Source organism: Kitasatospora xanthocidica, from assembly GCF_014656195.1.
GTDB classification, from domain to species: Bacteria; Actinomycetota; Actinomycetes; order Streptomycetales; family Streptomycetaceae; genus Kitasatospora; species Kitasatospora xanthocidica.
Window position 1 is genome coordinate 66,420 of the sequence record NZ_BNBY01000008.1, and the last position, 25,459, is coordinate 91,878.

The 25,459-nt window shown below is 73.0% G+C and carries 23 protein-coding genes; 21 read left to right on the forward strand and 2 right to left on the reverse strand.

The window, feature by feature from the left end; translation table 11 throughout:
• Positions 1–3 precede the first annotated feature (3 nt).
• The 3 genes from nusB (at position 4) to IE332_RS16550 (ending at position 2,504) form a co-directional block, all read left to right on the forward strand.
• Complete coding sequence (gene nusB, locus IE332_RS16540) at positions 4–441, forward strand: transcription antitermination factor NusB (protein ID WP_189916734.1); 438 nt, start codon at positions 4–6, stop codon at positions 439–441.
• Between the two features lie 125 nt (positions 442–566).
• On the forward strand, positions 567–1,388 hold the full coding sequence (locus IE332_RS16545; protein ID WP_189916736.1) for a thioesterase family protein: 822 nt from the start codon (positions 567–569) through the stop codon (positions 1,386–1,388).
• 198 nt (positions 1,389–1,586) lie between these two features.
• Positions 1,587–2,504: a DUF8829 domain-containing protein gene (locus IE332_RS16550; protein WP_189916737.1), complete on the forward strand. Its 918-nt coding sequence runs from the start codon at positions 1,587–1,589 to the stop codon at positions 2,502–2,504.
• A gap of 221 nt (positions 2,505–2,725) precedes the next feature.
• On the opposite strand, the gene bldD is transcribed toward IE332_RS16550, so the two are convergent.
• Positions 2,726–3,229, reverse strand: coding sequence for a transcriptional regulator BldD (gene bldD / locus IE332_RS16555; RefSeq protein ID WP_030056198.1), 504 nt, complete (start codon positions 3,227–3,229; stop codon positions 2,726–2,728).
• A gap of 330 nt (positions 3,230–3,559) precedes the next feature.
• On the opposite strand from bldD, the gene pyrR reads away from it, so the two are divergent.
• From pyrR to IE332_RS16625, 14 genes are all read left to right on the forward strand, one after another.
• Positions 3,560–4,216 carry a bifunctional pyr operon transcriptional regulator/uracil phosphoribosyltransferase PyrR gene (pyrR, locus tag IE332_RS16560; RefSeq protein WP_229928649.1) on the forward strand — a complete coding sequence of 219 codons (657 nt, stop codon included), beginning with the start codon at positions 3,560–3,562 and terminating at the stop codon, positions 4,214–4,216.
• 5 nt (positions 4,217–4,221) lie between these two features.
• Positions 4,222–5,211: an aspartate carbamoyltransferase catalytic subunit gene (locus IE332_RS16565; protein ID WP_189916738.1), complete on the forward strand. Its 990-nt coding sequence runs from the start codon at positions 4,222–4,224 to the stop codon at positions 5,209–5,211.
• Positions 5,208–6,512 carry a dihydroorotase gene (locus IE332_RS16570; protein ID WP_189916739.1) on the forward strand — a complete coding sequence of 435 codons (1,305 nt, stop codon included), beginning with the start codon at positions 5,208–5,210 and terminating at the stop codon, positions 6,510–6,512. Before IE332_RS16565 ends, IE332_RS16570 begins: the two co-directional genes overlap by 4 nt.
• Entirely contained in the window at positions 6,509–7,078 is a 570-nt protein-coding gene (locus IE332_RS16575) for a PH-like domain-containing protein (protein WP_189916740.1), read from the forward strand. The genes IE332_RS16570 and IE332_RS16575 overlap by 4 nt, the downstream gene beginning before the upstream one ends.
• On the forward strand, positions 7,075–8,247 hold the full coding sequence (gene carA, locus IE332_RS16580; protein ID WP_229928650.1) for a glutamine-hydrolyzing carbamoyl-phosphate synthase small subunit: 1,173 nt from the start codon (positions 7,075–7,077) through the stop codon (positions 8,245–8,247). The genes IE332_RS16575 and carA overlap by 4 nt, the downstream gene beginning before the upstream one ends.
• Positions 8,240–11,548 carry a carbamoyl-phosphate synthase large subunit gene (gene carB / locus IE332_RS16585; protein WP_189916744.1) on the forward strand — a complete coding sequence of 1,103 codons (3,309 nt, stop codon included), beginning with the start codon at positions 8,240–8,242 and terminating at the stop codon, positions 11,546–11,548. Before carA ends, carB begins: the two co-directional genes overlap by 8 nt.
• A gap of 89 nt (positions 11,549–11,637) precedes the next feature.
• Positions 11,638–12,741 (forward strand): quinone-dependent dihydroorotate dehydrogenase, encoded by a 1,104-nt coding sequence (locus IE332_RS16590; protein ID WP_189916746.1) that lies wholly within the window; start codon positions 11,638–11,640, stop codon positions 12,739–12,741.
• Positions 12,742–12,811: 70 nt separating this feature from the next.
• Positions 12,812–13,645, forward strand: coding sequence for an orotidine-5'-phosphate decarboxylase (pyrF, locus tag IE332_RS16595; RefSeq protein WP_189916748.1), 834 nt, complete (start codon positions 12,812–12,814; stop codon positions 13,643–13,645).
• A 373-nt stretch (positions 13,646–14,018) separates the two neighbouring features.
• A complete protein-coding gene (mihF, locus tag IE332_RS16600; protein WP_030056187.1) occupies positions 14,019–14,345 on the forward strand; it encodes an integration host factor, actinobacterial type in 327 nt (108 codons plus the stop codon).
• Between the two features lie 49 nt (positions 14,346–14,394).
• Positions 14,395–14,952 (forward strand): guanylate kinase, encoded by a 558-nt coding sequence (gene gmk, locus IE332_RS16605; RefSeq protein ID WP_189916750.1) that lies wholly within the window; start codon positions 14,395–14,397, stop codon positions 14,950–14,952.
• A gap of 37 nt (positions 14,953–14,989) precedes the next feature.
• A complete protein-coding gene (rpoZ, locus tag IE332_RS16610) occupies positions 14,990–15,256 on the forward strand; it encodes a DNA-directed RNA polymerase subunit omega (protein ID WP_030240625.1) in 267 nt (88 codons plus the stop codon).
• A 164-nt stretch (positions 15,257–15,420) separates the two neighbouring features.
• Positions 15,421–16,647 carry a bifunctional phosphopantothenoylcysteine decarboxylase/phosphopantothenate--cysteine ligase CoaBC gene (gene coaBC / locus IE332_RS16615; RefSeq protein WP_189916752.1) on the forward strand — a complete coding sequence of 409 codons (1,227 nt, stop codon included), beginning with the start codon at positions 15,421–15,423 and terminating at the stop codon, positions 16,645–16,647.
• A 151-nt stretch (positions 16,648–16,798) separates the two neighbouring features.
• Entirely contained in the window at positions 16,799–18,007 is a 1,209-nt protein-coding gene (gene metK, locus IE332_RS16620; RefSeq protein ID WP_189916754.1) for a methionine adenosyltransferase, read from the forward strand.
• A 134-nt stretch (positions 18,008–18,141) separates the two neighbouring features.
• Complete coding sequence (locus tag IE332_RS16625) at positions 18,142–20,226, forward strand: primosomal protein N' (RefSeq protein WP_189916756.1); 2,085 nt, start codon at positions 18,142–18,144, stop codon at positions 20,224–20,226.
• Positions 20,227–20,393: 167 nt separating this feature from the next.
• Here IE332_RS16625 and IE332_RS42385 read toward each other — a convergent pair whose 3' ends face one another.
• Entirely contained in the window at positions 20,394–21,023 is a 630-nt protein-coding gene (locus tag IE332_RS42385; RefSeq protein WP_373313746.1) for a hypothetical protein, read from the reverse strand.
• A 266-nt stretch (positions 21,024–21,289) separates the two neighbouring features.
• Between IE332_RS42385 and def the strand changes: the two genes are divergently transcribed.
• The 4 genes from def (at position 21,290) to IE332_RS16650 (ending at position 24,894) form a co-directional block, all read left to right on the forward strand.
• The gene (def, locus tag IE332_RS16635) at positions 21,290–21,835 is read left to right on the forward strand and encodes a peptide deformylase (RefSeq protein ID WP_189916758.1); all 546 of its coding nucleotides are present in this window, start codon (positions 21,290–21,292) and stop codon (positions 21,833–21,835) included.
• A gap of 75 nt (positions 21,836–21,910) precedes the next feature.
• Positions 21,911–22,861 carry a methionyl-tRNA formyltransferase gene (fmt, locus tag IE332_RS16640; RefSeq protein WP_189916760.1) on the forward strand — a complete coding sequence of 317 codons (951 nt, stop codon included), beginning with the start codon at positions 21,911–21,913 and terminating at the stop codon, positions 22,859–22,861.
• Between the two features lie 94 nt (positions 22,862–22,955).
• Entirely contained in the window at positions 22,956–23,312 is a 357-nt protein-coding gene (locus IE332_RS16645) for a hypothetical protein (RefSeq protein ID WP_189916762.1), read from the forward strand.
• Positions 23,313–23,448: 136 nt separating this feature from the next.
• On the forward strand, positions 23,449–24,894 hold the full coding sequence (locus IE332_RS16650) for an RsmB/NOP family class I SAM-dependent RNA methyltransferase (RefSeq protein WP_189916764.1): 1,446 nt from the start codon (positions 23,449–23,451) through the stop codon (positions 24,892–24,894).
• The last annotated feature ends 565 nt before the right edge of the window (positions 24,895–25,459 follow it).

Genomic DNA, 25,459 nt, shown 5'->3' on the forward strand with positions numbered 1-25,459 from the left:
TCCGTGTCGGCCGCACGTAGCAAGGCCCGTACCCGGGCCTTCCAGATCCTCTTCGAGGCCGACCACCGCGGGGTCGACCCGCAGCGGGTCCTCGCGGACTGGGTGGCCCGCGCCCGCGAGCCGAAGCCCGACGAGGGCACTCCGCAGGTGGGCGAGTACACCATGGAGCTCATCGAGGGGTACGTCCAGCACGCCCGTCGGATCGACGACCTGATCTCGCAGTACGCGGTCGGCTGGACGCTCGACCGGATGCCGATCGTGGACCGCAACGTCCTGCGGCTCGGCGCGTACGAGCTGATCTGGGAGGACGGCGTCCCGGACGCGGTCGTCCTGGACGAGGCGGTCGAGATCGCCAAGGAGTTCTCCACGGACGACTCCCCGGCCTTCGTCAACGGCATGCTGGCCCGCTTCCTGGAGCTGAAGCCGAGCATCCGCCGGTAGCGGTCACGCCCGTCGGGACGGCCGCCGGACCCGGATTTCCGGGTCCGGCGGCCGTTTCGCGTTTCACCCGGCAGGCGTAATGTGGAGTCCTACTCGCCAGTAACTTGAAGGGCAGGTCTCCCCGCATGACCACCACGATCAGCAGCGAGTTCGACCGGGGCATCGCCCTGACCAGACACGCCGAGGAGTCCGGCCGCTACGAGGCCGAACTCGGCGCCGGCTGGCAGATCGGCGGCGGCGTCAACGGCGGGATGCTGCTCGCCGTGGCCGGACACGCGCTGTCGCTGGAACACGGGACGCACCCGGACCCGGTGTCGATCAGCGGTTACTACCTGTCCGCCTCCACCCCCGGGCCCGCCACCGTCCGCACCGAGGTGCTGCGCTCCGGCCGCGGGCTCTCCACCGGCACCGCCTCGCTCAGCCAGGACGGCGTCGAACGGCTGCGCGTGGTCGCCAGCCACGGTGACCTCGCCACCGCCGACGGCGAGGTGCGCACCAGCGCCCGGCCGCCGCAGCTGCCGCCGCCGGACCAGTGCATCGGCGTGGAGCACGCACCCAAGGAGCTGATCGAGCAGGCCGCCCTGCTGGAGCGCTTCGACCTGCGGCTGGACCCGGCCACCGTCGGCTGGGCGCTCGGACAGCCCTCCGGCAACGGCCGGATCCAGGGCTGGTTCCGGCTGGCCGACGGCCGCGAGCCCGACCCGCTGCTGCTCCTGCTGGTCGCCGACGCGCTGCCGCCGGTCACCTTCGACCTCGGCATGCCGGGCTGGGCGCCGACCGTCGAGCTGACCGTCCACCTGCGCGCCAAGCCCGCCCCCGGCTGGCTGCGGGTCACCCACGCGACCCGCAACCTGGCCGGCGGGTACTTCGAGGAGGACGCCGAGATCTGGGACGAGTCCGGCCGCCTGGTCGCGCAGTCCCGCCAGCTGGCCCGGGTCCCGAGGTAGCGGAGGGTCCTGAGGCGGCTGAGGGTCCCGAGGTGGCCGAGGGCCCCGCGGGTCCTTCGGGGGCCTCGGGGCCGGTGCTATTACCGGTGGTTACATTCCTGTGACACGCCGTACGTGTGCGGCGTGCGAGGGGTGGGGAGGAAGGCGGTCAGCGGCGAGCCCGCCGCCGACCGTCACCGCCGAAGCCAGGAGCCAACGATGAGCCGTAAGGGGCGAGCCCGCCGCAACTCCGACTGCACCTCCGGCGGTCCGCGGCCCGTGGTGCGGGCACCGCACCGGCCGCAGCCGGCCGAGGGCGCCGACCAGGCCTTCGTCATCGGGGTGCTCACCAACGCGGCGGACTTCGCCCGGGCCCGGGCCTGGGGGATCTCGGACGCCCCCGACTTCGAGCGCTACCTGACCGACGCCGCCGAGCTGCTGGCCGACGCGCTGGAGCGGTTCGAGACCGTCCGGGCGCGGATGTTCCACCCCCAGGACTTCGAGGAGTTCTGCCTGCTCAACGGGCTGGACCCGGCCGAGCCCGGCGCCCGGGACCGCTACCTGGTCAACCCGGCGCTGCAGACCCAGCTGCTCGCCTACCAGGGCGAGGAGCTGGCCGGGGACTTCGTGCCGCGCCTGGTCCGGGCCCGGGAGAACGGGCTGACGCTCTGCCACGTCGACCTGCTGCTCGACGGGGGCCTGTACGGGGGCGCGGGCGAACGGGACGAGGATCACACCCGCTGGGTGCGCGCCGCCTACCAGCGCGGGGGCGAGGTCTTCCGCCGGATGCTGGTCGGCGCGGGCGCCGGCGTGTACGAGCTGCGCCTGCGGGTGGACGCGCCGGGCGGCCGGCTGACCGCCGCCGCGCGGGTCCTGCAGTGGGAGGACGGCGTGGTGCGGATCAACGACGAGGACCTGGAGCTGGTCTGCGCGGTGCTGTGCGCCGGGCTGGCCCTGGAGCTGCCGGGGGTCGCGGTGCTGCACGGTTCGCAGGGGTCGGCCGCCTCCTGCGGGGAGTACCTGCCGGCCTCCTGGGCCTGGTCGAGCGGCGGGGCGGACTGGGCGCCGGCGGACCGCCCGGTCAGCCTGGACGGGGTCGCGGCGAAGCCCGGCTACAGCCTGGGCACCGTCTGCTGACACCACTGACAGCTGCTGCCGCCCTTGCTGCCGAGCCGACCGTCGGCACCGGGTACGAGCGCCCGGAGGCGAGGCGGCGACATCAGAGGTGGCAGGTCACGGACGCGCCGCGGCGCGGCGCCCCACTGGGGTGCCGCGCCGTGACGTTTCTGCTTGTCGGCACTGGAGAACCGAGTGCCGGGAACTGCAAGATCCGCTGGCGGGAGCCGGTGCGGTGAGCCTCAGCTCGCGTCCTCCTCGCGCACCGCGCGGCGCGCGTCGGGGTTGAGCACGCCCCAGGAGATCAGCTGCTCGGTGAGGATCGACGGCGACTGGTCGTAGATGACCGCCAGGGTGCGCAGGTCGTCCTGGCGGATCGACAGCACCTTGCCGTTGTAGTCGCCGCGCTGGCTCTGGATGGTGGCCGCGTAGCGCTGCAGCGGGCCGGCCTTCTCGGAGGGGACCTGGGTCAGTCTCTCCAGGTCCAGGACCAGGCGCGGCGGCGGCTCGGCCGCGCCGCCCGGGGTGCCGCCGGGCAGCAGCTCCTGCACCGGGACGCCGTAGAACTCGGCCAGCTCGGCCAGCCGCTGCACGGTGACCGCACGGTCGCCGCGCTCGTACGAGCCGACGACGACTGCCTTCCAGCGCCCCTGGGACTTCTCCTCGACACCGTGCAGGGAGAGACCCTGCTGAGTGCGGATCGCTCGGAGCTTGCCTCCGAGTTGCTTCGCGTAGTCGCTGGACATTGATCTCCCCGGACGAGATTGCTTCGCGTTCAGTGGTGGGTCACGGGCGATTGCCGACGCCGTTACCGGTGGGTTCGACGTCCGTCTCGTAACTCACTGTGAGGTTACGTAGAGTAAGGTAGTTGCGTCAAGCCGAATGGGGCAGTCGTGCGAATGGCCCGCATCGTCGGCGCGTCCGGGGTGTTAACCGGCGGAAGCGGAATGGTGGACTCCTGTTTGCCGTCCGGGGCACTGCTAGGATGACCCGAAGCCCGCGCCGAGTCGGCGGGGGCCGTCCCAGACATCCTTTAAGGCCCGTCCAGTGAGGCGGGGAAGGAGGTCCGCTTCGGCATGACCGCACACCGAGATTCGACGCCGCAGGACCAGGCTCCGAGGCCGCCGCACCAAGTGCTGGACGGTACGGACATCGCCCGGGTCATCACCCGGATAGCGCACGAGATCGTCGAGCGCGCCAAGGGCGCGGAGGACGTCGTGCTGCTCGGCATCCACACCAGGGGCGTCCACCTCGCCCGCCGCCTGCACGGCCGGCTGGCCCAGATCACCGGGCGCGAGATCCCGCTGGGCACCCTGGACATCACCATGTACCGGGACGACCTGCGGCTGAAGCCCGCCCGCGCCCTGGAGCACACCGAGATCCCGCCCGGCGGCATCGACGGCAAGCTCGTCGTCCTCGTCGACGACGTGCTCTTCTCCGGCCGCACCATCCGCGCCGCGCTCGACGCGCTGAACGACATCGGCCGGCCGCGGGCGGTCCAGCTCGCCGTCCTGGTCGACCGGGGCCACCGCGAGCTGCCGATCCGCGCGGACTACGTGGGCAAGAACCTCCCCACCTCGCTGCGCGAGGCCGTGCAGGTGCGCCTCTCCGACTCCGACGGCGTGGACGCCGTCCTGGTCGGGGACCGCGACTTCACCGCGGCGTCGCGCTCCGCGCTCACCGAACAGGGCGCGCAGGCCGCCAAGCCCACCGAACCGCACCTCCCGGAGTAGCCCGCGTGAAGCGCCACCTCGTCTCCGCCGCCGATCTCAGCCGCGACGACGCGCTGCTGATCCTGGACACCGCCGAGGAGCTGGCCCAGCTCTCCGGCCGGGCCGTCAAGAAGCTGCCCACGCTGCGCGGCCGCACCGTCGTCAACCTCTTCTTCGAGGACTCCACCCGGACGAAGACCTCCTTCGAGGTCGCCGAGAAGCGCCTGTCGGCCGACGTCATCAACTTCTCTGCCAAGGGCTCCTCGGTCTCCAAGGGCGAGAGCCTCAAGGACACCGCGCTGACCCTGCAGGCCATGGGCGCCGACGCGGTCGTCATCCGCCACCACGCCTCGGGCGCGCCGGCCCGGCTGGCCCAGTCCGACTGGCTGCACGGCAGTGTGATCAACGCCGGTGACGGCACCCACGAGCACCCCACCCAGGCGCTGCTCGACGCCTTCACCATGCGTCGCCACCTCAACCCGGGCGCCGGCCACGATCTCGCGGGCCGCCGGGTGACGATCGTCGGCGACGTCCTGCACAGCCGGGTCGCCCGCTCCAACGTCCACCTGCTGAACACCCTCGGTGCCCAGGTCACCTTCGTCGCGCCGCCGACGCTGCTGCCGATCGGCATCGAGAACTGGCCCTGCGAGATCAGCTACGACCTGGACCGGGTGCTGCCCAAGACGGACGCGCTGATGATGCTGCGGGTGCAGCGCGAGCGGATGAACGCTGCGTTCTTCCCGACCGAGCGCGAGTACAGCCGCCGCTACGGCATGAACGGCCTCCGGCTGGCCCAGCTGCCCGGGCACGCGATCGTGATGCACCCCGGCCCGATGGTCCGCGGCATGGAGATCACCGCCGAGGTCGCCGACTCGCCGCGCTGCACCGCGGTCGAGCAGGTCGCCAACGGCGTCTCCGTCCGGATGGCCGTGCTCTACCTGCTCCTCGGCGGAGCCACCCTCGCCGACGCCCCCGCCGACGCCCCCCGCACCGAGACCGTGGAGATCGCTCAGTGACCACCTACCTGATCCGCAACGCCCAGATCCTCGGCGGCGCTCCGCAGGACCTCCTCCTCGCCGACGGCGTGATCAAGGAGATCGGCACCGGCCTGACGGCCGTGGCGGACATCGAGATCGACGCCACCGGGCTGGTCGCGCTCCCCGGCCTGGTCGACCTGCACACCCACCTGCGCGAGCCCGGCCGCGAGGACGCCGAGACCGTGCTCACCGGCACCCGGGCCGCCGCGATGGGCGGCTTCACCGCCGTGCACGCGATGGCCAACACCACCCCGGTGGCCGACACCGCCGGCGTGGTCGAGCAGGTCTGGCGGCTCGGCCAGGAGGCCGGCTACTGCGACGTGCAGCCGGTCGGCGCCGTCACCGTCGGCCTGGAGGGCAAGCAGCTCGCCGAGCTCGGCGCGATGCACGAGTCCGCCGCCGGCGTCCGGGTCTTCTCCGACGACGGCAAGTGCGTGGACGACGCGGTGCTGATGCGCCGCGCCCTGGAGTACGTCAAGGCCTTCGACGGCGTCGTCGCCCAGCACGCCCAGGAGCCGCGGCTGACCGAGGGCGCCCAGATGAACGAGGGCCAGGTCTCCGGCGAGCTCGGGCTCGGCGGCTGGCCGGCCGTCGCCGAGGAGTCGATCATCGCCCGCGACGTGCTGCTCGCCGCGCACGTCGGCTCCCGGCTGCACGTCTGCCACGTCTCCACCGCCGGTTCGGTCGAGATCATCCGCTGGGCCAAGGGCAAGGGCTGGGACGTCACCGCCGAGGTGACCCCGCACCACCTGCTGCTCACCGACGAGCTGGTCCGCTCCTACGACCCGGTGTACAAGGTGAACCCGCCGCTGCGCACCGCCGAGGACGTCCAGGCGCTGCGCAAGGCGCTCGCCGACGGCACCATCGACGCCGTCGCCACCGACCACGCCCCGCACCCGGCCGAGGACAAGGACTGCGAGTGGGCCGTGGCCGCGATGGGCATGGTCGGCCTGGAGACCGCGCTGTCGGTCGTCCAGCAGACGATGGTCGAGACCGGCCTGCTGAACTGGGAGGGCGTCGCCGACCGGATGTCGCACCGACCGGCCCGGATCGGGCGTCTCGCCGGGCACGGCCGCCCGATCTCGGTGGGTGAGCCGGCGAACCTGGTGCTGTTCGATCCCGCGTACCGTGGTGCCGTGAACCCGGACAGCTTCGCCACCCGTAGCCGCAACACCCCCTACAAGGGCCTGGACCTGCCCGGACGGGTGCACGCCACCTTCCTGCGCGGCCGCGCCACCGTGCTGGCGGGCGAGCTGTCCGAGCAGGGCGGCGAGCTGTGAGCGCCTACGCCACGCTCGCCAAGGAGCAGGCGAAGGTCACCAACTGGCCCGGGTACATCGGCTGGTCCGTCGGCCTGCTGGTCCTCATCGCCCTCGTCTACTGGCTGATGCGCCAGGGCTGGAACTGGCGGCGCACCCTGCAGTCCGGCATCCCGCCGCTGCCCGCCGTGCCGGACCGGGCCGGACGCACCATCCTGGAGACCAGCGGCCGGTACCACGGCACGACCACCGCCGGGAACTGGCTCGACCGGGTCGTCGCCCACGGCCTGGGCACCCGCAGCCGGGCCGACCTCACCCTCGGCGAGGACGGCCTGCTGGTCCAGCGTCCCGGTGACGTCGACTTCTGGATCCCGGCCGCCCACCTCACCGGTGCCCGGACCGACTCCGGGATCGCCGGCAAGGTCGTCCCGTCCGGGCTGCTCGTCGTCAGCTGGACGCACGAGGGCACCGAGCTGGACTCCGGCTTCCGGGCCGACCACCCCGACGAGCACGCCGCCTGGGTCGAGGCGGTCGCTCACCTTGCCACACGCACGCAGACGAAGATGACGGAAGAGGCCGCGCAATGACCGCACCTGCCCCCACCACGCAGCGCCAACGGCGGGAGCGTCCGGTTTCGAACCGTGCGGCCGCCGTGCTCGTCCTGGAGGACGGCCGGATCTTCCGTGGCCAGGCCTACGGCGCGACCGGCGAGACCTTCGGCGAGGCGGTCTTCAACACCGGCATGTCCGGCTACCAGGAGACCCTGACCGACCCGTCGTACCACCGGCAGGTGGTCGTGATGACCGCCCCGCAGATCGGCAACACCGGCTGGAACGACGAGGACGACGAGTCCAAGCAGATCTGGGTCGCCGGCTACGTCGTGCGCGACCCCTCCCGGGTCGCCTCCAACTGGCGCTCCCGCCGCTCGCTCGACGAGGAACTGGTCAACCAGGGCGTCGTCGGCATCAGCGGCATCGACACCCGCGCGCTCACCCGCCACCTGCGCGAGCGCGGCGCGATGCGCTGCGGCATCTTCTCCGGCGAGACGCTGGCCGACCCGGCCACCCTGCTGGCCCGGGTGCAGCAGTCGCCCGAGATGAAGGGCGCCGACCTGTGCGCCGAGGTCGCCACCACCGAGCCGTACGTCGTCCCGGCCGTCGGTGAGAAGCGCTTCACCGTCGCCGCGCTGGACCTCGGCATCAAGGCGATGACCCCGCAGCGGATGGCCGAGCGCGGCATCGAGGTGCACGTGCTGCCGGCTCACTCCACCCTGGAGGACGTCTACGCGGTCCAGCCGGACGGCGTCTTCTTCTCCAACGGCCCGGGCGACCCGGCCACCGCCGACCACCAGGTCGCCGTCGCGCAGGGCGTGCTGGAGCGCGGGACCCCGTTCTTCGGGATCTGCTTCGGCAACCAGATCCTCGGCCGCGCCCTGGGCTTCGGCACCTACAAGCTCAAGTACGGCCACCGCGGCATCAACCAGCCGGTGCAGGACCGCACCACCGGCAAGGTCGAGGTGACCGCCCACAACCACGGCTTCGCCGTGAACGCCCCGCTGGACAAGGTGAGCGACACCCCCTACGGACGGGTCGAGGTCTCCCACGTCTGCCTGAACGACGACGTGGTCGAGGGCCTGCAGGCGCTCGACGTCCCCGCCTTCAGCGTGCAGTACCACCCCGAAGCTGCTGCCGGCCCGCACGACGCGGCCTACCTCTTCGACCGTTTCGTGAAGCTCATGGAGGGCCAGCGTGCCTAAGCGCACTGACATCAAGTCCGTCCTGGTGATCGGCTCCGGCCCGATCGTGATCGGGCAGGCCGCCGAGTTCGACTACTCGGGCACGCAGGCCTGCCGGGTCCTCAAGGCCGAGGGCCTGCGGGTCGTGCTGGTCAACTCCAACCCGGCCACGATCATGACCGACCCGGAGATCGCCGACGCCACCTACGTCGAGCCGATCACCCCGGAGTTCGTCGAGAAGATCATCGCCAAGGAGCGCCCCGACGCCCTGCTGCCGACCCTCGGCGGCCAGACCGCGCTCAACACCGCGATCTCGCTGGACGCCAACGGCGTGCTCGCCAAGTACAACGTCGAGCTCATCGGCGCCAAGGTCGAGTCGATCCACAAGGGCGAGGACCGCGAGCTCTTCAAGGGCGTCGTCGAGGCCGTCAACGCCAAGATCGGCCACGGCGAGTCCGCCCGCTCGGTCATCTGCCACACCATGGACGAGGTGCTGGCCGGCGTCGACACGCTCGGCGGCTACCCGGTCGTCGTCCGCCCCTCCTTCACCATGGGCGGCGCTGGCTCCGGCTTCGCCCACGACGAGGAGGACCTGCGCCGCATCGCCGGCCAGGGCCTGACCCTCTCGCCGACCACCGAGGTGCTCCTGGAGGAGTCCATCCTCGGCTGGAAGGAGTACGAGCTGGAGCTGATGCGCGACAAGAACGACAACGTCGTGGTCGTCTGCTCCATCGAGAACTTCGACCCGATGGGCGTGCACACCGGTGACTCGATCACCGTCGCCCCGGCGATGACCCTCACCGACCGCGAGTACCAGATCCTGCGCGACGTCGGCATCGCCGTCATCCGCGAGGTCGGCGTCGACACCGGCGGCTGCAACATCCAGTTCGCCGTCAACCCCGACGACGGCCGGGTCATCGTCATCGAGATGAACCCGCGCGTCTCGCGCTCCTCGGCGCTCGCCTCCAAGGCCACCGGCTTCCCGATCGCCAAGATCGCCGCCAAGCTGGCCGTCGGCTACACGCTCGACGAGATCCCCAACGACATCACCGAGCAGACCCCGGCCTCCTTCGAGCCGACCCTCGACTACGTCGTGGTGAAGGTGCCGCGGTTCGCGTTCGAGAAGTTCCCGAGCGCCGACGCCACGCTGACCACCACCATGAAGTCGGTCGGCGAGGCCATGGCCATGGGCCGCAACTTCCCCGAGGCGCTGCAGAAGGCGCTGCGCTCGCTGGAGAAGAAGGGCTCCCAGTTCTCCTGGACCGGCCCGGTGGGCGACAAGGCCGAGCTGCTGACCAAGGCCGCCGTGCCGACCGACGGCCGGATCAACACCGTCATGGAGGCGATCCGGGCCGGCGCCACCCCGGAGGAGGTGTTCGAGTCCACCAAGATCGACCCGTGGTTCGTCGACCAGCTCTTCCTGCTCGACGAGATCGCCGGCGAGCTGGCCGACGCCGCCGAGCTCACCCCCGAGCTGCTGCGCCACGCCAAGCGGCACGGCTTCTCCGACCAGCAGATCGGCGAGATCCGCGGCCTGAAGCCGGACGTGGTCCGTGAGGTGCGCCACGCGCTCGGCATCCGCCCGGTCTTCAAGACCGTCGACACCTGCGCCGCCGAGTTCGCCGCCAAGACCCCGTACTTCTACTCGTCCTACGACGAGGAGAGCGAGGTCGCCCCGCGCACCAAGCCCGCCGTGATCATCCTGGGCTCCGGCCCGAACCGCATCGGCCAGGGCATCGAGTTCGACTACTCCTGCGTGCACGCCTCCTTCGCGCTCTCCGAGGCCGGGTACGAGACCGTCATGGTCAACTGCAACCCGGAGACCGTCTCCACCGACTACGACACCTCCGACCGGCTCTACTTCGAGCCGCTCACCCTGGAGGACGTGCTGGAGATCGTCCACGCCGAGCAGCAGGCCGGCCCGCTCGCCGGTGTGATCGTCCAGCTCGGCGGCCAGACCCCGCTGGGCCTGGCGCAGGCGCTCAAGGACAACGGCGTGCCGATCGTCGGCACCCAGCCCGAGGCGATCGACCTCGCCGAGGAGCGCGGCGCCTTCGGCCGCGTCCTGCGCGACGCCGGCCTGCCCGCGCCCAAGCACGGCACCGCCTTCTCCTTCGAGGAGGCCAAGGCGATCGCGGACGAGATCGGCTACCCGGTCCTCGCCCGTCCGTCCTACGTGCTCGGCGGCCGCGGCATGGAGATCGTCTACGACGAGGCCTCGCTCGCCTCCTACCTGGAGCGGCACGCCGGTCTGATCTCCGAGCACCCGGTGCTCATCGACCGCTTCCTGGACGACGCGGTGGAGATCGACGTCGACGCGCTCTACGACGGCACCGAGCTCTACCTCGGCGGTGTCATGGAGCACATCGAGGAGGCCGGCATCCACTCCGGCGACTCCGCCTGCGCGCTGCCCCCGATCACCCTCGGCGGCCACGACATCAAGCGCCTGCGCGCCTCCACCGAGGCCATCGCGCGCGGCGTCGGGGTGCGCGGTCTGATCAACATCCAGTTCGCCCTCTCCGGCGACATCCTGTACGTCCTGGAGGCCAACCCGCGCGCCTCCCGGACCGTCCCGTTCACCTCCAAGGCGACCGCCGTGCCGCTGGCCAAGGCCGCCGCCCGGGTCTCGCTCGGCGCCACCATCGCCGAGCTGCGCGCCGAGGGCATGCTCCCGGCCGAGGGCGACGGCGGCACGCTGCCCGCCGACGCGCCGATCGCGGTCAAGGAGGCCGTGATGCCGTGGAGCCGCTTCCGCGACGTCCACGGCCGCGGCGTGGACACCGTGCTCGGCCCGGAGATGCGCTCGACCGGTGAGGTCATGGGCATCGACAAGGTCTTCGGCACGGCCTACGCCAAGGCCCAGGCCGGCGCCTACGGCGCGCTGCCGACCAAGGGCAAGGTCTTCGTCTCGGTCGCCAACCGCGACAAGCGCAACCTGGTCTTCCCGGCCCGCGCGCTGGTCAGCCTCGGCTTCGAGGTGCTCGCCACGGCCGGCACCGCCGAGGTGCTGCAGCGCGGCGGCATCCCGTCCACGCTGGTGCGCAAGCACAGCGAGGGCGAGGGCCCGAACGGCGAGAAGACCATCGTCCAGCTGATCCACGACGGTGAGGTCGACCTCATCATCAACACGCCGTACGGCACCGGTGGCCGCCTCGACGGCTACGAGATCCGCACCGCGGCCGTGGCCCGCGCGGTGCCCTGCCTGACCACCGTCCAGGCGATGGGCGCGGCCGTGCAGGGCATCGACCGGCTGCTGCGCGACGAGGTCGGGGTGATGTCGCTCCAGGAGCACGCCGAGCTGATCAACGCCGGCCGCAAGTAGCACCACCGCAGTGGGGGGCACCGGAGCCGGATTGGTGCCCCCCACTTCCATGCCCACGTCCCGTCACCGCTCCGGGAGTTGAACCACCCTTGTACAAGCTTCTGTTCGACCTGGTCTTCAAGAAGATGGACCCCGAGAAGGCCCACCACCTGGCCTTCTTCTGGATCCGGCTGGCCTCCTCGGTGCCCGGCCTGCGCTCGCTGGTGCGGCTGGTGCTCGCCCCGCGCGACCGCGCCCTGCGCACCGGCGCCCTCGGCCTGGACCTGCCCGGCCCGTTCGGCCTCGCGGCCGGCTTCGACAAGAACGGCGTCGGCATCGACGGCCTGTCGATGCTCGGCTTCGACTACGTCGAGATCGGCACCATCACCGGCGAGCCCCAGCCCGGCAACCCGGCGCCGCGGCTGTTCCGCCTGGTCGAGGACCGCGCGCTGATCAACCGGATGGGCTTCAACAACCAGGGCTCCGCCCGGGTCGCCGCCCGGCTGGCCGCCCGTCCGCACACCAGCTCCACCCCGGTGATCGGCGTCAACATCGGCAAGACCAAGGTCGTCGAGGAGGCCGACGCGGTCGCCGACTACGTCAAGTCCACCGAGCGCCTGGCGAAGTACGCCGACTACCTGGTGGTCAACGTCAGCTCGCCGAACACCCCCGGGCTGCGCAACCTGCAGGCCGTGGACCACCTGCGCCCGCTGCTGGCCGCCGTCCGCGAGGCCGCCGACCGCACCACCGCGCACCACGTGCCGCTGCTGGTCAAGATCGCCCCCGACCTGGCCGACGAGGACGTCGACGCGGTCGCCGACCTCGCCCTGGAGCTGGGCCTGGACGGCATCATCGCCACCAACACCACGATCGGCCGCGAGGGCCTGCGCACCGACGCCGGGCGGGTCGAGGAGATCGGCATGGGCGGTCTGTCCGGCGCCCCGCTCAAGGCCCGCGCCCTGGAGGTCCTGCAGCGGCTGCGCGCCCGCACCGGCGGCCGGCTGACCCTGGTCTCGGTCGGCGGCATCGAGACCGCCGAGGACGCCTGGCAGCGGATCGTGCACGGCGCCGACCTGGTCCAGGGCTACAGCGCCTTCATCTACGAGGGCCCGTTCTGGTGCCGCAAGATCCACAAGGGCCTGTCCGCCCGGCTCCGGGCCGCGGGCTTCCGCGACCTGGCCTCGGCCGTCGGCAGCGCCGTCAGCGGCTCCTGAGCGGCCCGACCGCCCCCGGCACGACCTCTACCACCCCCGGACCATCCCCGGACCATTCGGAAAGGACGACATGACCCTCGCCCCGTTCGGCGCCCGGCTGCGCCAGGCCCTCGACACCCGCGGCCAGCTCTGCGTCGGCATCGACCCGCACGCTTCCCTGCTCGCCGCCTGGGGGCTCGGCGACGACCTCGCCGGGCTGGAGACCTTCAGCCGCACCGTGGTCGAGGCGCTGGCCGACCGGGTGGCCGTGCTCAAGCCGCAGGCCGCCTTCTTCGAGCGCTTCGGCAGCAAGGGCGTCGCCGTGCTGGAGAAGACCGTCGAGGAGGCCCGGGCGGCCGGTGCGCTGGTCCTGATGGACGCCAAGCGCGGCGACATCGGCTCCACCATGGCCGCGTACGCCGAGGCCTTCCTGTCGCCCGCGAGCCCGCTGTTCTCGGACGCCGTGACGGTCAGCCCGTACCTGGGCTTCGGCTCGCTGCGCCCGGCCCTGGACCTGGCCCGGGAGCAGGGCTGCGGCGTGTTCGCGCTGGCCCTCACCTCCAACCCGGAGGGCGGCGAGGTGCAGCGCGCGGTGGGCGCGGACGGCGAGTCGGTCGCCGCCTCGGTGCTGCGGCAGCTGGCGGCCGAGAACGAGGGCGCCGCGCCGCTGGGCTCCTTCGGCGCGGTGGTCGGCGCGACGCTCGCCGACGCGGGCGTGGAGCTGGCCATCAACGGCCCGCTGCTGGCCCCGGGGATCGGCGCCCAGGGCGCGACCATGGCGGACCTGCCGCGGGTCTTCGGCGGCTCGGTGATCAACGTGGTGCCGAGCGTCAGCCGGGACGTGCTCAAGCACGGCCCGTCGGTGCCGGCGCTGCGGGAGGCGGCGGAGCGCTTCGCCGGCGAGTTCGCGGACGCCGTCAAGTAGGCGCGGCGGGGGCCGTCGAGGAGCGGAAGGCCTCCTACTGGTAGCCGGTCGGTGACCCTGTGGAGTGTCCGCAGGACGGCGACACCGTCGCGGAGCGGACGTGAGCGCCGTCACATCGAGCCCGTCAAAGTTTCGCAATCGCGGTCATTTTGCCCGGGAAAGTCCTGGTCGGCCTTGGCTGACCAGGACTTTTCGTGTTCTTTTCCTGACGTGGCGCCGCAATCCGGGTAGTGTCCGGCGATAGGTCATCGGCGAGCCGCGAATTGTGCGGGTCCCGCAGGTCAGGGCCCTTGTGGTTCCCCTTGCGGACGGTGTCCTGGGTACCAAACCAGTCATAGCTCAATCCCTTCCATCCACACCTGAGGTGAACGGCGTGGCTCTTCCGCCCCTTACCCCTGAACAGCGCACCGCCGCGCTCGCCAAGGCCGCCGAGGCTCGCCGGGAGCGCGCCGAGGTCAAGAACCGGCTCAAGCACTCCGGCGCCTCCCTGCACGAGGTCATCAAGGCCGGCAAGGCCGACAACGACGTCATCGGCAAGATGAAGGTCTCGGCCCTGCTGGAGTCGCTTCCGGGCGTCGGCAAGGTTCGCGCGAAGCAGATCATGGAGCGCCTCGGCATCAGCGAGAGCCGGCGTGTCCGAGGTCTCGGTACCAACCAGATCGCCTCCCTGGAGCGGGAGTTCGGCGGGGGTGCCGCCTGACCGTGCCCCGGTGGTCCCGTCATCGTCCGCGATCCGGGATAATCGGTGCATGAGTGAGCGTCCGCGGCTGACCGTGCTCTCCGGCCCCTCGGGGGTCGGCAAGAGCACGGTCGTCGCTCATATGAGGAAGATGCACCCCGAGGTCTGGCTCTCGGTGTCGGCCACCACCCGCCACCCGAGGCCCGGCGAGAAGAACGGGGTCCAGTACCACTTCGTCGACAACGACGAGTTCGACAAGCTGATCGCCAACGGTGAGCTGCTGGAGTGGGCCGAGTTCGCCGGGAACCGTTACGGGACCCCGCGCGCGGCCGTGCTGGAGAAGCTGGAGCGCGGCGAGCCCGTGCTGCTGGAGATCGACCTGCAGGGTGCCCGGCAGGTGCGCGAGTCGATGCCCGAGGCACAGCTGGTCTTCCTGGCTCCGCCGAGCTGGGACGAACTGGTCCGCCGACTGACCGGTCGGGGCACCGAGCCGCAGGACGTGATCGAGAAGCGGCTCGACGCCGCCAAGATCGAACTCGCGGCCGAGACCGAGTTCGACACGACCCTTGTCAACACCTCCGTCGAGCAGGTAGCGGCCGAACTGCTAGCCTTGCTCGGTGTAGCCTGACCTGTCTGTCTTTTCCACCCTTTCGGAAGGTTTTCGCGTGTCCTCTTCCATGACCGCGCCCGAGGGCATCATCAACCCGCCGATCGATGAGCTGCTCGAGGCCACCGACTCGAAGTACAGCCTCGTGATCTACGCCGCCAAGCGCGCGCGCCAGATCAACGCGTACTACTCGCAGCTCGGTGAGGGCCTCCTGGAGTACGTCGGCCCGCTGGTCGACACCCACGTGCACGAGAAGCCGCTGTCGATCGCGCTGCGCGAGATCAACGCGGGCATGCTGACCGCCGAGGCGATCGAGGCCGCCTGAGGCGGTCGGTGAAGTTTCCGGGAGGGCCCGGCGGAATGGTTTCCGCCGGGCCCTCCCGCGTACCCGGCCGTCGTTCCCGCTCCGGCGCGGGGTGGGGCGCCGCGCGGGGCGCCGCCGAGGGGCCGTAGGGTGGGCGGGTTCCCGATGCGTAGAGAGGTCGGCCCATGACGACTGCGGACGCCCCCCGCGTGGTCCTCGGTGTGAGCGGCGGGATCGCCGCGTACAAGGCGTGCGAACTGCTGCGCCGGTTCACGGAGTCCGGCCACCAGGTCACCGTGGTGCCCACCGCGGCCGCGCTGCACTTCGTCGGCGAGGCGACCTGGGCCGCGCTGTCCGGCCGCCCGGCCGCCACCGAGACCTGGGAGCGCGTGCACGAGGTGCCGCACGTGCGGATCGGGCAGCAGGCCGACCTCGTCGTCGTCGCCCCGGCCACCGCCGACCTGATCGCCAAGGCCGCCCACGGCCTCGCCGACGACCTGCTCACCAACACCCTGCTCACCGCGCGCTGCCCGGTCGTGGTGGCGCCCGCGATGCACACCGAGATGTGGGAGCACCCGGCCACCCGGGACAACGTCGCCACGCTGCGCCGCCGGGGCGTGATCGTGCTGGAGCCGGCCGTCGGGCGGCTCACCGGCAAGGACACCGGCAAGGGGCGGCTGCCCGAGCCGTCCGCGGTGTTCGAGGCCTGCCGGGCCGTGCTGCGCCGCGGCGGCGCGGTGCCGACCGACCTCGCGGGCCGGCACGTGGTGGTCTCGGCCGGCGGCACCCGGGAGCCGCTGGACCCGGTGCGCTACCTGGGCAACCGCTCCTCCGGCAAGCAGGGCTACGCGCTCGCCGTGACGGCCGCGGCGCGCGGGGCCCGGGTGACGTTGCTCTCGGCCAACGCCGAGCTGCCGGACCCGGCCGGGGTGGACGTGGTGCACGTCTCGACCGCGCTGGAGCTGCGCGAGGCGGCGCTGAAGGCCGTCGCCGACGCGGACGCCGTGGTCATGGCCGCCGCGGTGGCCGACTTCCGGCCCGCCGAGTACGCGACCGGCAAGATCAAGAAGGTCGAGGGCATCGAGCCGGCCCCGGTCGCGCTCGTCCGCAATCCCGACATTCTGGCCGAGCTGTCCGCCCAGCGGCCCCGTTCGGGTCAACTGGTGGTCGGATTCGCGGCGGAGACCGACGACGTGCTCGCCAACGGCCGCGCCAAGCTCGTCCGCAAGGGCTGCGACCTGCTCGTGGTCAACGAGGTGGGCAACGGGAAGGCCTTCGGCACGGACGTCAACGAGGCCGTCGTCCTGGGCTCGGACGGCAGTGAGACGCCCGTTCCGGTGGGCCCGAAGGAAGCGCTCGCGGACGTCATCTGGGACCTGGTCGCAAAGCGGCTGGAATCGGGCGGCAACTGATCGGAATGGGCTGCAGAACGCTCGAGAATTCCTGGAGCGGGTGACGTTCGACGGAACCGGCCCGTTAGACTCCTGGAATCAAGTCTTTCCGGAGTTCCCCGGGCCCACCGGGGACCTTCAGTCAGCAGCCGCTGCAACCCCAGGGAGCGCTGTGTCTCGCCGCCTGTTCACCTCGGAGTCCGTCACCGAGGGACACCCCGACAAGATCGCTGACCAGATCAGCGACACCATCCTTGACGCTCTCCTGCGTGAGGACCCGACGTCCCGGGTCGCCGTGGAGACGCTCATCACCACCGGCCAGGTGCACGTGGCCGGCGAGGTGACGACCAAGGCGTACGCGCCGATCGCCCAGCTCGTCCGGGACAAGATCCTGGAGATCGGCTACGACAGCTCCAAGAAGGGCTTCGACGGCGCCTCCTGCGGCGTGTCGGTGTCCATCGGTGCCCAGTCGCCCGACATCGCGCAGGGCGTCGACACCGCGTACGAGGCCCGGGTCGAGGGCGACGAGGACGACCTGGACAAGCAGGGTGCCGGCGACCAGGGCCTGATGTTCGGCTACGCGTCCGACGAGACGCCCGAGCTCATGCCGCTGCCGATCACCCTGGCCCACCGCCTCTCGCGTCGGCTGACCGAGGTCCGCAAGAACGGGACCATCCCGTACCTGCGCCCCGACGGCAAGACCCAGGTCACCATCGAGTACGACGGTGACAAGGCCGTCCGCCTCGACACCGTGGTCGTCTCCACCCAGCACGCCAGCGACATCGACCTGGAGTCGCTGCTCACTCCGGACATCCGCGAGTTCGTGGTCGAGCCGGAGCTGAAGGCGCTGGCCGAGCAGGGCATCAAGCTGACCACCGAGGGCTACCGCCTGCTGGTCAACCCGACCGGCCGCTTCGAGATCGGCGGCCCGATGGGCGACGCCGGCCTCACCGGCCGCAAGATCATCATCGACACCTACGGCGGCATGGCCCGCCACGGTGGCGGCGCCTTCTCCGGCAAGGACCCGTCCAAGGTGGACCGCTCGGCCGCGTACGCGATGCGCTGGGTGGCCAAGAACATCGTCGCCGCCGGCCTCGCCCGCCGCGCCGAGGTCCAGGTCGCGTACGCGATCGGCAAGGCCGAGCCGGTCGGCCTGTTCGTGGAGACCTTCGGCACCGAGACCGTGCCGGTCCTCGCGATCCAGAAGGCCGTCTCCGAGGTCTTCGACCTGCGTCCGGCCGCGATCATCCGCGACCTGGACCTGCTGCGCCCGATCTACTCCCAGACCGCCGCGTACGGCCACTTCGGCCGTGAGCTGCCGGACTTCACCTGGGAGCGCACCGACCGGGTGGAGCAGCTGAAGGCCGCCGTCCAGGACTGACGCCCGCAGCGCTCGAAGCGGCGCCCGCCCCTTTCCGGGGGCGGGCGCCGCTTTTTTCGTCGGGGGGGGGGAGCCCTCGCGGCGGCCGCCGGTCCGTGCGCGTTGTCGGTGTGACCTGGTAGTACTTGGTCGCGATGAGCAACACAGGGGAGAACGGGGCCGCCGAGCCGGAGCAGCTGGCGTTCATCCGGGAGACGGTCAAGCGCGCCAAGCCGCGCAGCTGGCGCGGGGCCAAGCGGGCCGAGCACCTGCCGGTGGCCCGGGTCGTGGTGGACAAGGGCGTGCTCACCATCGACAAGTTCTTCGACTACGAAGTGCCGGCCGCCATGGCCGAGGAGGCCCAGCCGGGCGTCCGGGTGCGGGTGCGCTTCGGGGCCCGGGTGGTGAAGGGGCAGCGCGAGGGCGGGGAGCTGCACGACGGGTTCATCGTGGCCCGGCTGGAGAAGAGCGACTTCCCCGGGCCGCTCGCCCCGCTGGCGCAGGTGCTCTCGCCCGAGCCCGTGCTCACCCCGCAGCTGCTGCGGCTGTGCCGGACCGTCGCCGACCGGTACGCCGGCACGCTCGCCGACGTGCTGCAGCTGGCCGTCCCGCCCCGGCACGCCAAGGCCGAGGCCGAGCCCTCGCCGGAGCCGCTGCCGCGCCCGGACGCCCCCGCCCCCGGCGGCTGGCAGCGCTACCCGGCCGGGCCCGACTTCCTCACCGCGCTGGCCTCCGGCGGCGCGCCGCGCGCGGTCTGGGCGGCCCTGCCCGGGCCCGGCTGGCCGTACGAGATCGCGCGGGCGGTGGCGGCGACGCTCGCGGGCGGGCGCGGAGCGCTGGTCGTCCTGCCGGACGGGCGCTCGGTGTCCCGGGTCGACCAGGCGCTGACCGAGTTGCTCGGCCCCGGGATGCACGTGGCCCTGGAGGCCGACCTGGGCCCGCGCGAACGGTACAAACGCTGGCTCGCGGTGAGCCGGGGCTCGGTGCACGCCGTCATCGGCACCCGCGCGACCATGTTCGCGCCGGTGCGCGACCTCGGCCTGGTCGTCGTCTGGTCGGACGGCGACAGCAGCCACAGCGACCCGCGCGCCCCGCACCCGCACGTCCGCGAGGTGGCCCTGCTGCGGGCCGCCGAGGAGGGCGCGGCGGTGCTGCTCGGCGGGCACGCGGTGACCGTGGAGGGCGCGCAACTGGTCAGCACCGGCTGGGCGCGTCCACTGGTCGCCGACCGGGAGACGGTGCGGCAGGTCGCGCCCCGGGTACGCACCGTCACCGACCAGGACCAGCACCGCGACGCGGCCGCCCAGGCCGCCCGGCTGCCCTCGGTCGGCTGGGAGGCAGCCCGGGAGGCGCTGGCCGCCGGTCACCCGGTGCTCATCCAGGTGCCCCGGCGCGGCTACGTGCCCCGGCTGGCCTGCGGACGCTGCCGCACCCCCGCGCGGTGCCGGAAGTGCGAGGGGCCGCTGGAGGCACCCTCGGCGGACGCCGCGCTGCACTGCGCATGGTGCGGGGAGCCGGAGAACGACTGGCACTGCCCCGAGTGCGGCTCGTTCCGGCTGCGGGCCCAGGTGATCGGCGCCCGGCGGACGGCGGAGGAACTGGGCAAGGCCTTCCCGCGGATCCCGGTACGGACCTCGGGGCGGGACGCCGTGCTGGCCACCGTGCCGGACGAGCCCTCGCTGGTGATCTCCACCCCCGGCGCGGAGCCGGTGGTCGAGGGCGGCACCGGGTACGGGGCGGCGCTGCTGCTGGACGGCTGGGCGCTGCTCAGCCGACCCGACCTGCGGGCCGGCGAGGAGACGCTGCGGCTCTGGCTGGCGGCCGCGGCGCTGGTGCGGCCGTCCACGGAGGGCGGCGCCGTCGTCGTGGTCGCGGAGCCCTCGGCCCGGCCGGTGCAGGCGCTGGTGCGCTGGGACCCGCTCGGGCACGCCGGGCTGGAACGGGACGAGCGGGCGCAGCTGCACTTCCCGCCGGTGTCCCGGATGGCCTCGGTCAGCGGCACCCCGGCGGCGGTCGCCGACCTGCTCGGGCTGATCCGGCTGCCGGAGGGCGCGGACGTGCTCGGGCCGGTGCCGGTGCCCGCGCTGCGGGGGGAGGAACAGGAGCGCGCGCTGCTGCGGGTGCCGCCCGGGCAGGGGGCGGCGCTGGCGGCGGCGCTCAAGGCAGCGCAGATCGCGCGGATCGCGCTGCGGACGCCGGAGCCGGTGCGGGTGCGGGTGGATCCGCTGGACATCGGCTGAGGCCGGGAGCCGCGGGGCCGGGGTCGGGGGTGCGGGCTCGGGGGCTTGCTCGGCGGTGGGGCGGGGTGAGTGGGCCACCCCGCCCCGGAGTGGCCGGTCGTCGGTGCGGCGGTGCGGTGCTGCCGTGCTGCTTGTGGTGCGGTGCTGCTGTGGTGCTCGCGGTGCGGTCAGCCGCGCAGGGGGATACCGGTGCGGTCGACGGGGGTGCCGCGGTCGATCGCGGTGCGCTCGATGGGGGTGCGGTCGATGGGCGCGCGCTCGGGCTGGGGGCGGTCGACGGGGGTGCGGTCGATCGGGGCGCGGTCCAGGCTGCTGCGGTCCAGGCCGCCCTGGCGGGCCGCCGGGACGGTCGCGGCCAGGCCGCCGGTGGGGGCGGCGGGCAGCTCCTCGGAGCGGTCCGGGCGGCTCGGGCCCGGGACGGCCCCGCTGGCGGCGAGGAGTTCGCTGGTCGGGCGGCGCATGCCGTAGCGGCGGTGCACGGCCTGCTTGGTGACCCCGAGGGCGGAGCCCACCGAGTCCCAGGAGAAGCCCAGCGCGCGGTCGAACTCGACCGCGGCCGCCACCAGGGTCTCCACGCTCTCCCGCAGCTCCTGCGCCAGGCGCACGGTCGGCGCCGGCGCCCTCCCGTACACCACGAAGCCGGCCGAGGTGCTGGGGCGGCGCGGACGGTAGACGTTGCCCAGTTGGGCGGTGAGCGTCCGCAGCGCGTCGACCTGGCGCCTCACCCGCTCGATGTCCCGCACCAGCAGGTGCAGGCTCGCCCGCGCCCGGGCGTCGTGGTTGATCTGCTCGGCCATGGCCTACGTGCCACCTTCCGTACGGTTCAGCTCGGCCGGGGCGCGGTGTCCCGTGCGCCCGGCCCCGGTCAATCTCTCTTGACCAACGCCGAAGCGGGGGCCGGGGTAACGCCGCTCGGCAGAGTCGGGATATGCCAGTGCCCTCCGGGCGGGCCCCGAGGGCATGGGGGCCGGCGTCCGGGGGTTGCATAGACTTGGCGGGCACAGCCGTTGCCCGCAGTCCCTCCCCGACGCCCGACACCTCGACGGACAGGAGCCCGCACCCCGTGGCGATCCAGCCGATCCGTCTCTTCGGAGACCCCGTCCTGCGCGCCACCGCCAAGCCGGTGACCGTGTTCGACAAGGAACTGCGCACCCTGGTCCGGGACCTCACCGAGACCATGCTGGACGCTCCCGGCGCCGGTCTGGCCGCACCCCAACTCGGCGTCTCCCTGCGGGTGTTCACGTACCACGTGGACGGCGTCACCGGGCACCTGATCAACCCGGACCTGTCGCTGAGCGAGGACGAGCAGGAGGGTCCCGAGGGCTGCCTGTCGCTGCCCGGCCTGCGCTACGACACCAAGCGCGCGTACGGCGTGGTGGCCAAGGGCTTCAACATGTACGGCGATCCGGTCACCCTGGAGGGCACCCAGCTGCTCGCCCGGTGCATCCAGCACGAGACCGACCACCTGGACGGCATCATCTTCATCGACCGGCTCGACCGCGAGCAGCGCAAGGCCGCGCTCAAGGCGATCCGGGACACCGACTGGGGCGGCGGGCCGGCGCCGGTCGTCAAGGCCTCGCCGCACAGCACCTTCGGCGCGGCGCGCTGAGCCGCTCGGCTCGCTGGGCCGCTCGCCACGCTCCCCGGTCGGCTTCCTGAACTCCCCACTGCAGAAAGGCACTTGATGCGTCTCGTCTTCGCCGGCACCCCCGAGGTCGCCGTTCCCGCCCTGGACGCCCTGCTCGCCTCCGACCGGCACGAGGTCGTCGCGGTGGTCACCCGCCCCGACGCCCCCGCCGGCCGCGGCCGCAAGCTGGTCGCCAGCCCCGTCGCCCAGCGCGCCGAGGAGGCCGGGATCGAGGTCCTCAAGCCGGCGAAGCCCAGCGACCCGGAGTTCGTCGCCCGGCTCACCGAACTCGCCCCCGACTGCTGCCCGGTGGTCGCCTACGGCGCGCTGCTGCGCCCCGGCACCCTGGAGATCCCCAAGCACGGCTGGGTCAACCTGCACTTCTCGCTGCTGCCCGCCTGGCGCGGCGCGGCCCCGGTCCAGCACGCGGTGCTGGCCGGCGACGAGGTCACCGGCGCGTCCACCTTCCTGATCGAACAGGGCCTGGACTCCGGCCCGGTCTACGGCGTGATCACCGAGGAGATCCGCCCGAGCGACACCAGCGGCGAACTGCTCACCCGGCTGTCCGTCTCCGGCGCGCGGCTGCTCGCCGCCACCATGGACGGCATCGAGGACGGCTCCCTGCACGCCGTGCCGCAGCCGGCCGAGGGCGTCACGCTCGCGCCGAAGATCAGCGTCGAGGACGCCCGGATCGACTGGAACCACCCCGCGCTGCGGGTCGACCGGGTCGTGCGCGGCTGCGCGCCGGCGCCCGGGGCGTGGACCGAGTTCCGCGGCGAGCGGCTGAAGGTCACCGGGCCGGTGAAGCTGCTGCCCGGGTCGGCCGAGCTGACGCCCGGTGAGGTGGCGATGGTCGGCAAGAACAGCGTCCGGGTCGGAACCGGCAGCCACGACATCGAGCTGGGCGAGGTCCGCCCGCAGGGCAAGAAGGAGATGCGGGCCGCCGACTGGGCGCGCGGGGCGCGGCTGGAAGCGGGCGAGCGGTTCGGCGCGGGCGCCGAGGGCTGAGCGTTCGGGGGCGGTCCGGCTCGCCGCGCGGGCCGTTGCGGGTGGGCCTACCTTGGTCCGAGTGGGGGATTCCTCACCAGGAAGGCTGATCCCAATGGCCCGACTCACCTGGACGAGCCCGCGCACCTGGACCGCCGTGGCCGGCGCGCTGCTGGTGACCGCGACCTTCGGGCTGGCGACGGCTCCACCGGCCGGCGCCGTGACCACCACGGTGGTCCGCGGCACACCGGCCGCCTCGGGCACGGTCTCCTCCGCCACCTGCACGGGGGACAGCGTCCTGATCGCGGGAGGCTTCGACCTGGGGACCGTCGCGGTGGATCCGTCCACCGGTGCGGCGCCCGCCGTGCTGGTGACGCTGAACGGCCCCTCGACCGACCGGAGCAACACCTGGGAGGCCGCCGCGGTCGGCGTGAACGGGGCCCAGGCGCTCGCCCTCTGCCAGACGGGCTGACCGGCCGTCACGGAGCCCCCTCGCGCGAGGGGGCTCCACCCCCGGGGCCGCGGGGCGGCGCAGGCTTCGGGCGGCACCTCCCGCAGGGGATATCGTTGAGGCCGATAACCACCGCAGCACTTTGAGGCACACAGGCATGAGCACCCCCGGCAGCACCTCCGGCGCCCCGCGCGCACCCCGCCCGCACCGCCGTCCGAAGAAGGACCCGGCCCGGATCGTCGCGTTCCGCGCGCTGCGCGCCGTCGACGAGCGGGACGCGTACGCCAATCTGATCCTGCCCTCGCTGCTCCGCGAGGCGGAGCAGAAGGGCATGGACCGGCGCGACGCCGCCCTGGCCACCGAGCTGGTCTACGGCACCCTGCGCCTGCAGGGCACCTACGACGCGATCATCGCGGCCTGCATCGACCGGCCGCTGAGCAAGGTGGACCCGCCGGTCCTGGACGTGCTCTCGCTCGGCGCCCACCAGCTGCTCACCACCCGCATCCCCAGCCACGCGGCCGTCTCGGCGACCGTCGAACTCGCCCGGGTGGTGCTCGGCGACGGCAAGGCGAAGTTCGTCAACGCCGTGCTGCGCCGGATCAGCGCCCGTGACCTGGACGCCTGGATCGAGCAGGTCGCCCCGCCGTACGAGAAGGACGCCGAGGACCACCTGGCGGTCGTGCACTCGCACCCGCGCTGGGTGGTCTCCGCGCTCTGGGACTCGCTCGGCCGCTGGCAGCCGGACGCCTCCGGGCGCGGCGCCATGGAGGAACTGCTGCGGGCCGACAACGAGCGGCCCGAGGTGACCCTGGTCGCCCGCCCCGGCCGGGCCACCGTCGGCGAACTGGCCGACGCGCTGCCCGAGGCCGTGCCGGGCCGCTGGTCGCCGTTCGCCCTGCGGCTCGCCGAGGGCGGCGACCCGGGCTCGGTCGAGGCGGTCAAGGACAACCGGGCGGGCGTGCAGGACGAGGGCAGCCAGTTGGTCGCGCTGGCGCTGGCCGCCGCCCCGCTGGACGGCCCGGACCGGCTCTGGCTGGACGGCTGCGCCGGCCCCGGCGGCAAGGCGGCGCTGCTCGGCGCGCTGGCCGCCGAACGCGGCGCGGCGCTGGTCGCGAGCGAGAAGCAGCCGCACCGGGCCCGGCTGGTGGCACGGGCGCTGGAGGGCAACCCCGGCCCGTACACGGTGATCGCGGCGGACGGGACGCGCCCGGCCTGGCGGTCCGGCGGCTTCGACCGGGTGCTGGTCGACGTGCCCTGCTCCGGCCTGGGTGCGCTGCGCCGCCGCCCGGAGGCCCGCTGGCGGCGCCGGCCCGCCGACGTGGCGGCCTTCGGCCCGCTCCAGCGGGACCTGCTGCGCTCGGCGGTCGAGGCCACCCGGATCGGCGGCGTGGTCGGCTACGCGACCTGCTCGCCGCACCTGGCGGAGACCAGGGCGGTCGTGGACGACGTGCTGCGGTCCGAGGGCGGCCGGGTCGAGTGGATCGACGCGCGCCCGCTGCTGCCCGGCGTCCCGGCGCTCGGCGACGGGCCGGACGTCCAGCTGTGGCCGCACCTGCACGGGACGGACGCGATGTACCTGGCGCTGCTGCGGCGCACCGCCTGAGGAAGCCCGTGGGCTAGCCGGCGCCTGCCGCCTGCCGCCGCGCGTCCGGATCGCGTCCGTACGTCGAGGGAGCCCGGGGTCGAACACCCGGGGCGGTCCGGCGTGCCCGGACGCGAATTCCGGTGCCGTATCGCGGACCCGCCCGGGGCGATGGGCGGAACGCGTGGAGACCGGGCCGTGCGGCTCATGGAAATGCCACCGGTCACCCTGTCGTGGGGTGTGCGGGAAAAGCGCCGGCGTCTCGCCTGAGCGCGAGCCCGGCGTGGCCGTCGACAACCCGTGCGGCCCGGCCGACGCCCGTGCCGCGCCTGGACCGAGGGCACGGCGGACCCCTCGGACGAGGAGCGGATCGCGGTACCCGTCGAGAAACCGCTGAAATCCCCCGGGCCCTCCGAACGTACCCGCCGCGACGCCCTCCGGATCGTCCCGGGGCCGGCCCGGTACACGGAACGGGCCGACGGGGCACCGGAATTCGACGACGTATTCCGAAAACCTTCTCCGGCACCCCCGGGAAGACCGTGGATCCACCGGATCCGCCGTCTCCCGCGAGGCGGCGCCGGCCGTG

Excerpts from the sequence above, each read along its gene's own strand:
- IE332_RS16545 (WP_189916736.1), top strand. The coding sequence starts at position 567 with ATGACCACCACGATCAGCAGCGAGTTCGACCGGGGCATCGCCCTGACC.
- IE332_RS16550 (WP_189916737.1), top strand. The coding sequence starts at position 1,587 with ATGAGCCGTAAGGGGCGAGCCCGCCGCAACTCCGACTGCACCTCCGGC.
- bldD (WP_030056198.1), bottom strand. The coding sequence starts at position 3,229 with ATGTCCAGCGACTACGCGAAGCAACTCGGAGGCAAGCTCCGAGCGATC.
- pyrR (WP_229928649.1), top strand. The coding sequence starts at position 3,560 with ATGACCGCACACCGAGATTCGACGCCGCAGGACCAGGCTCCGAGGCCG.
- carA (WP_229928650.1), top strand. The coding sequence starts at position 7,075 with ATGACCGCACCTGCCCCCACCACGCAGCGCCAACGGCGGGAGCGTCCG.
- pyrF (WP_189916748.1), top strand. The coding sequence starts at position 12,812 with ATGACCCTCGCCCCGTTCGGCGCCCGGCTGCGCCAGGCCCTCGACACC.
- gmk (WP_189916750.1), top strand. The coding sequence starts at position 14,395 with ATGAGTGAGCGTCCGCGGCTGACCGTGCTCTCCGGCCCCTCGGGGGTC.
- coaBC (WP_189916752.1), top strand. The coding sequence starts at position 15,421 with ATGACGACTGCGGACGCCCCCCGCGTGGTCCTCGGTGTGAGCGGCGGG.
- IE332_RS16625 (WP_189916756.1), top strand. The coding sequence starts at position 18,142 with ATGAGCAACACAGGGGAGAACGGGGCCGCCGAGCCGGAGCAGCTGGCG.
- IE332_RS42385 (WP_373313746.1), bottom strand. The coding sequence starts at position 21,023 with ATGGCCGAGCAGATCAACCACGACGCCCGGGCGCGGGCGAGCCTGCAC.
- fmt (WP_189916760.1), top strand. The coding sequence starts at position 21,911 with ATGCGTCTCGTCTTCGCCGGCACCCCCGAGGTCGCCGTTCCCGCCCTG.
- IE332_RS16645 (WP_189916762.1), top strand. The coding sequence starts at position 22,956 with ATGGCCCGACTCACCTGGACGAGCCCGCGCACCTGGACCGCCGTGGCC.
- IE332_RS16650 (WP_189916764.1), top strand. The coding sequence starts at position 23,449 with ATGAGCACCCCCGGCAGCACCTCCGGCGCCCCGCGCGCACCCCGCCCG.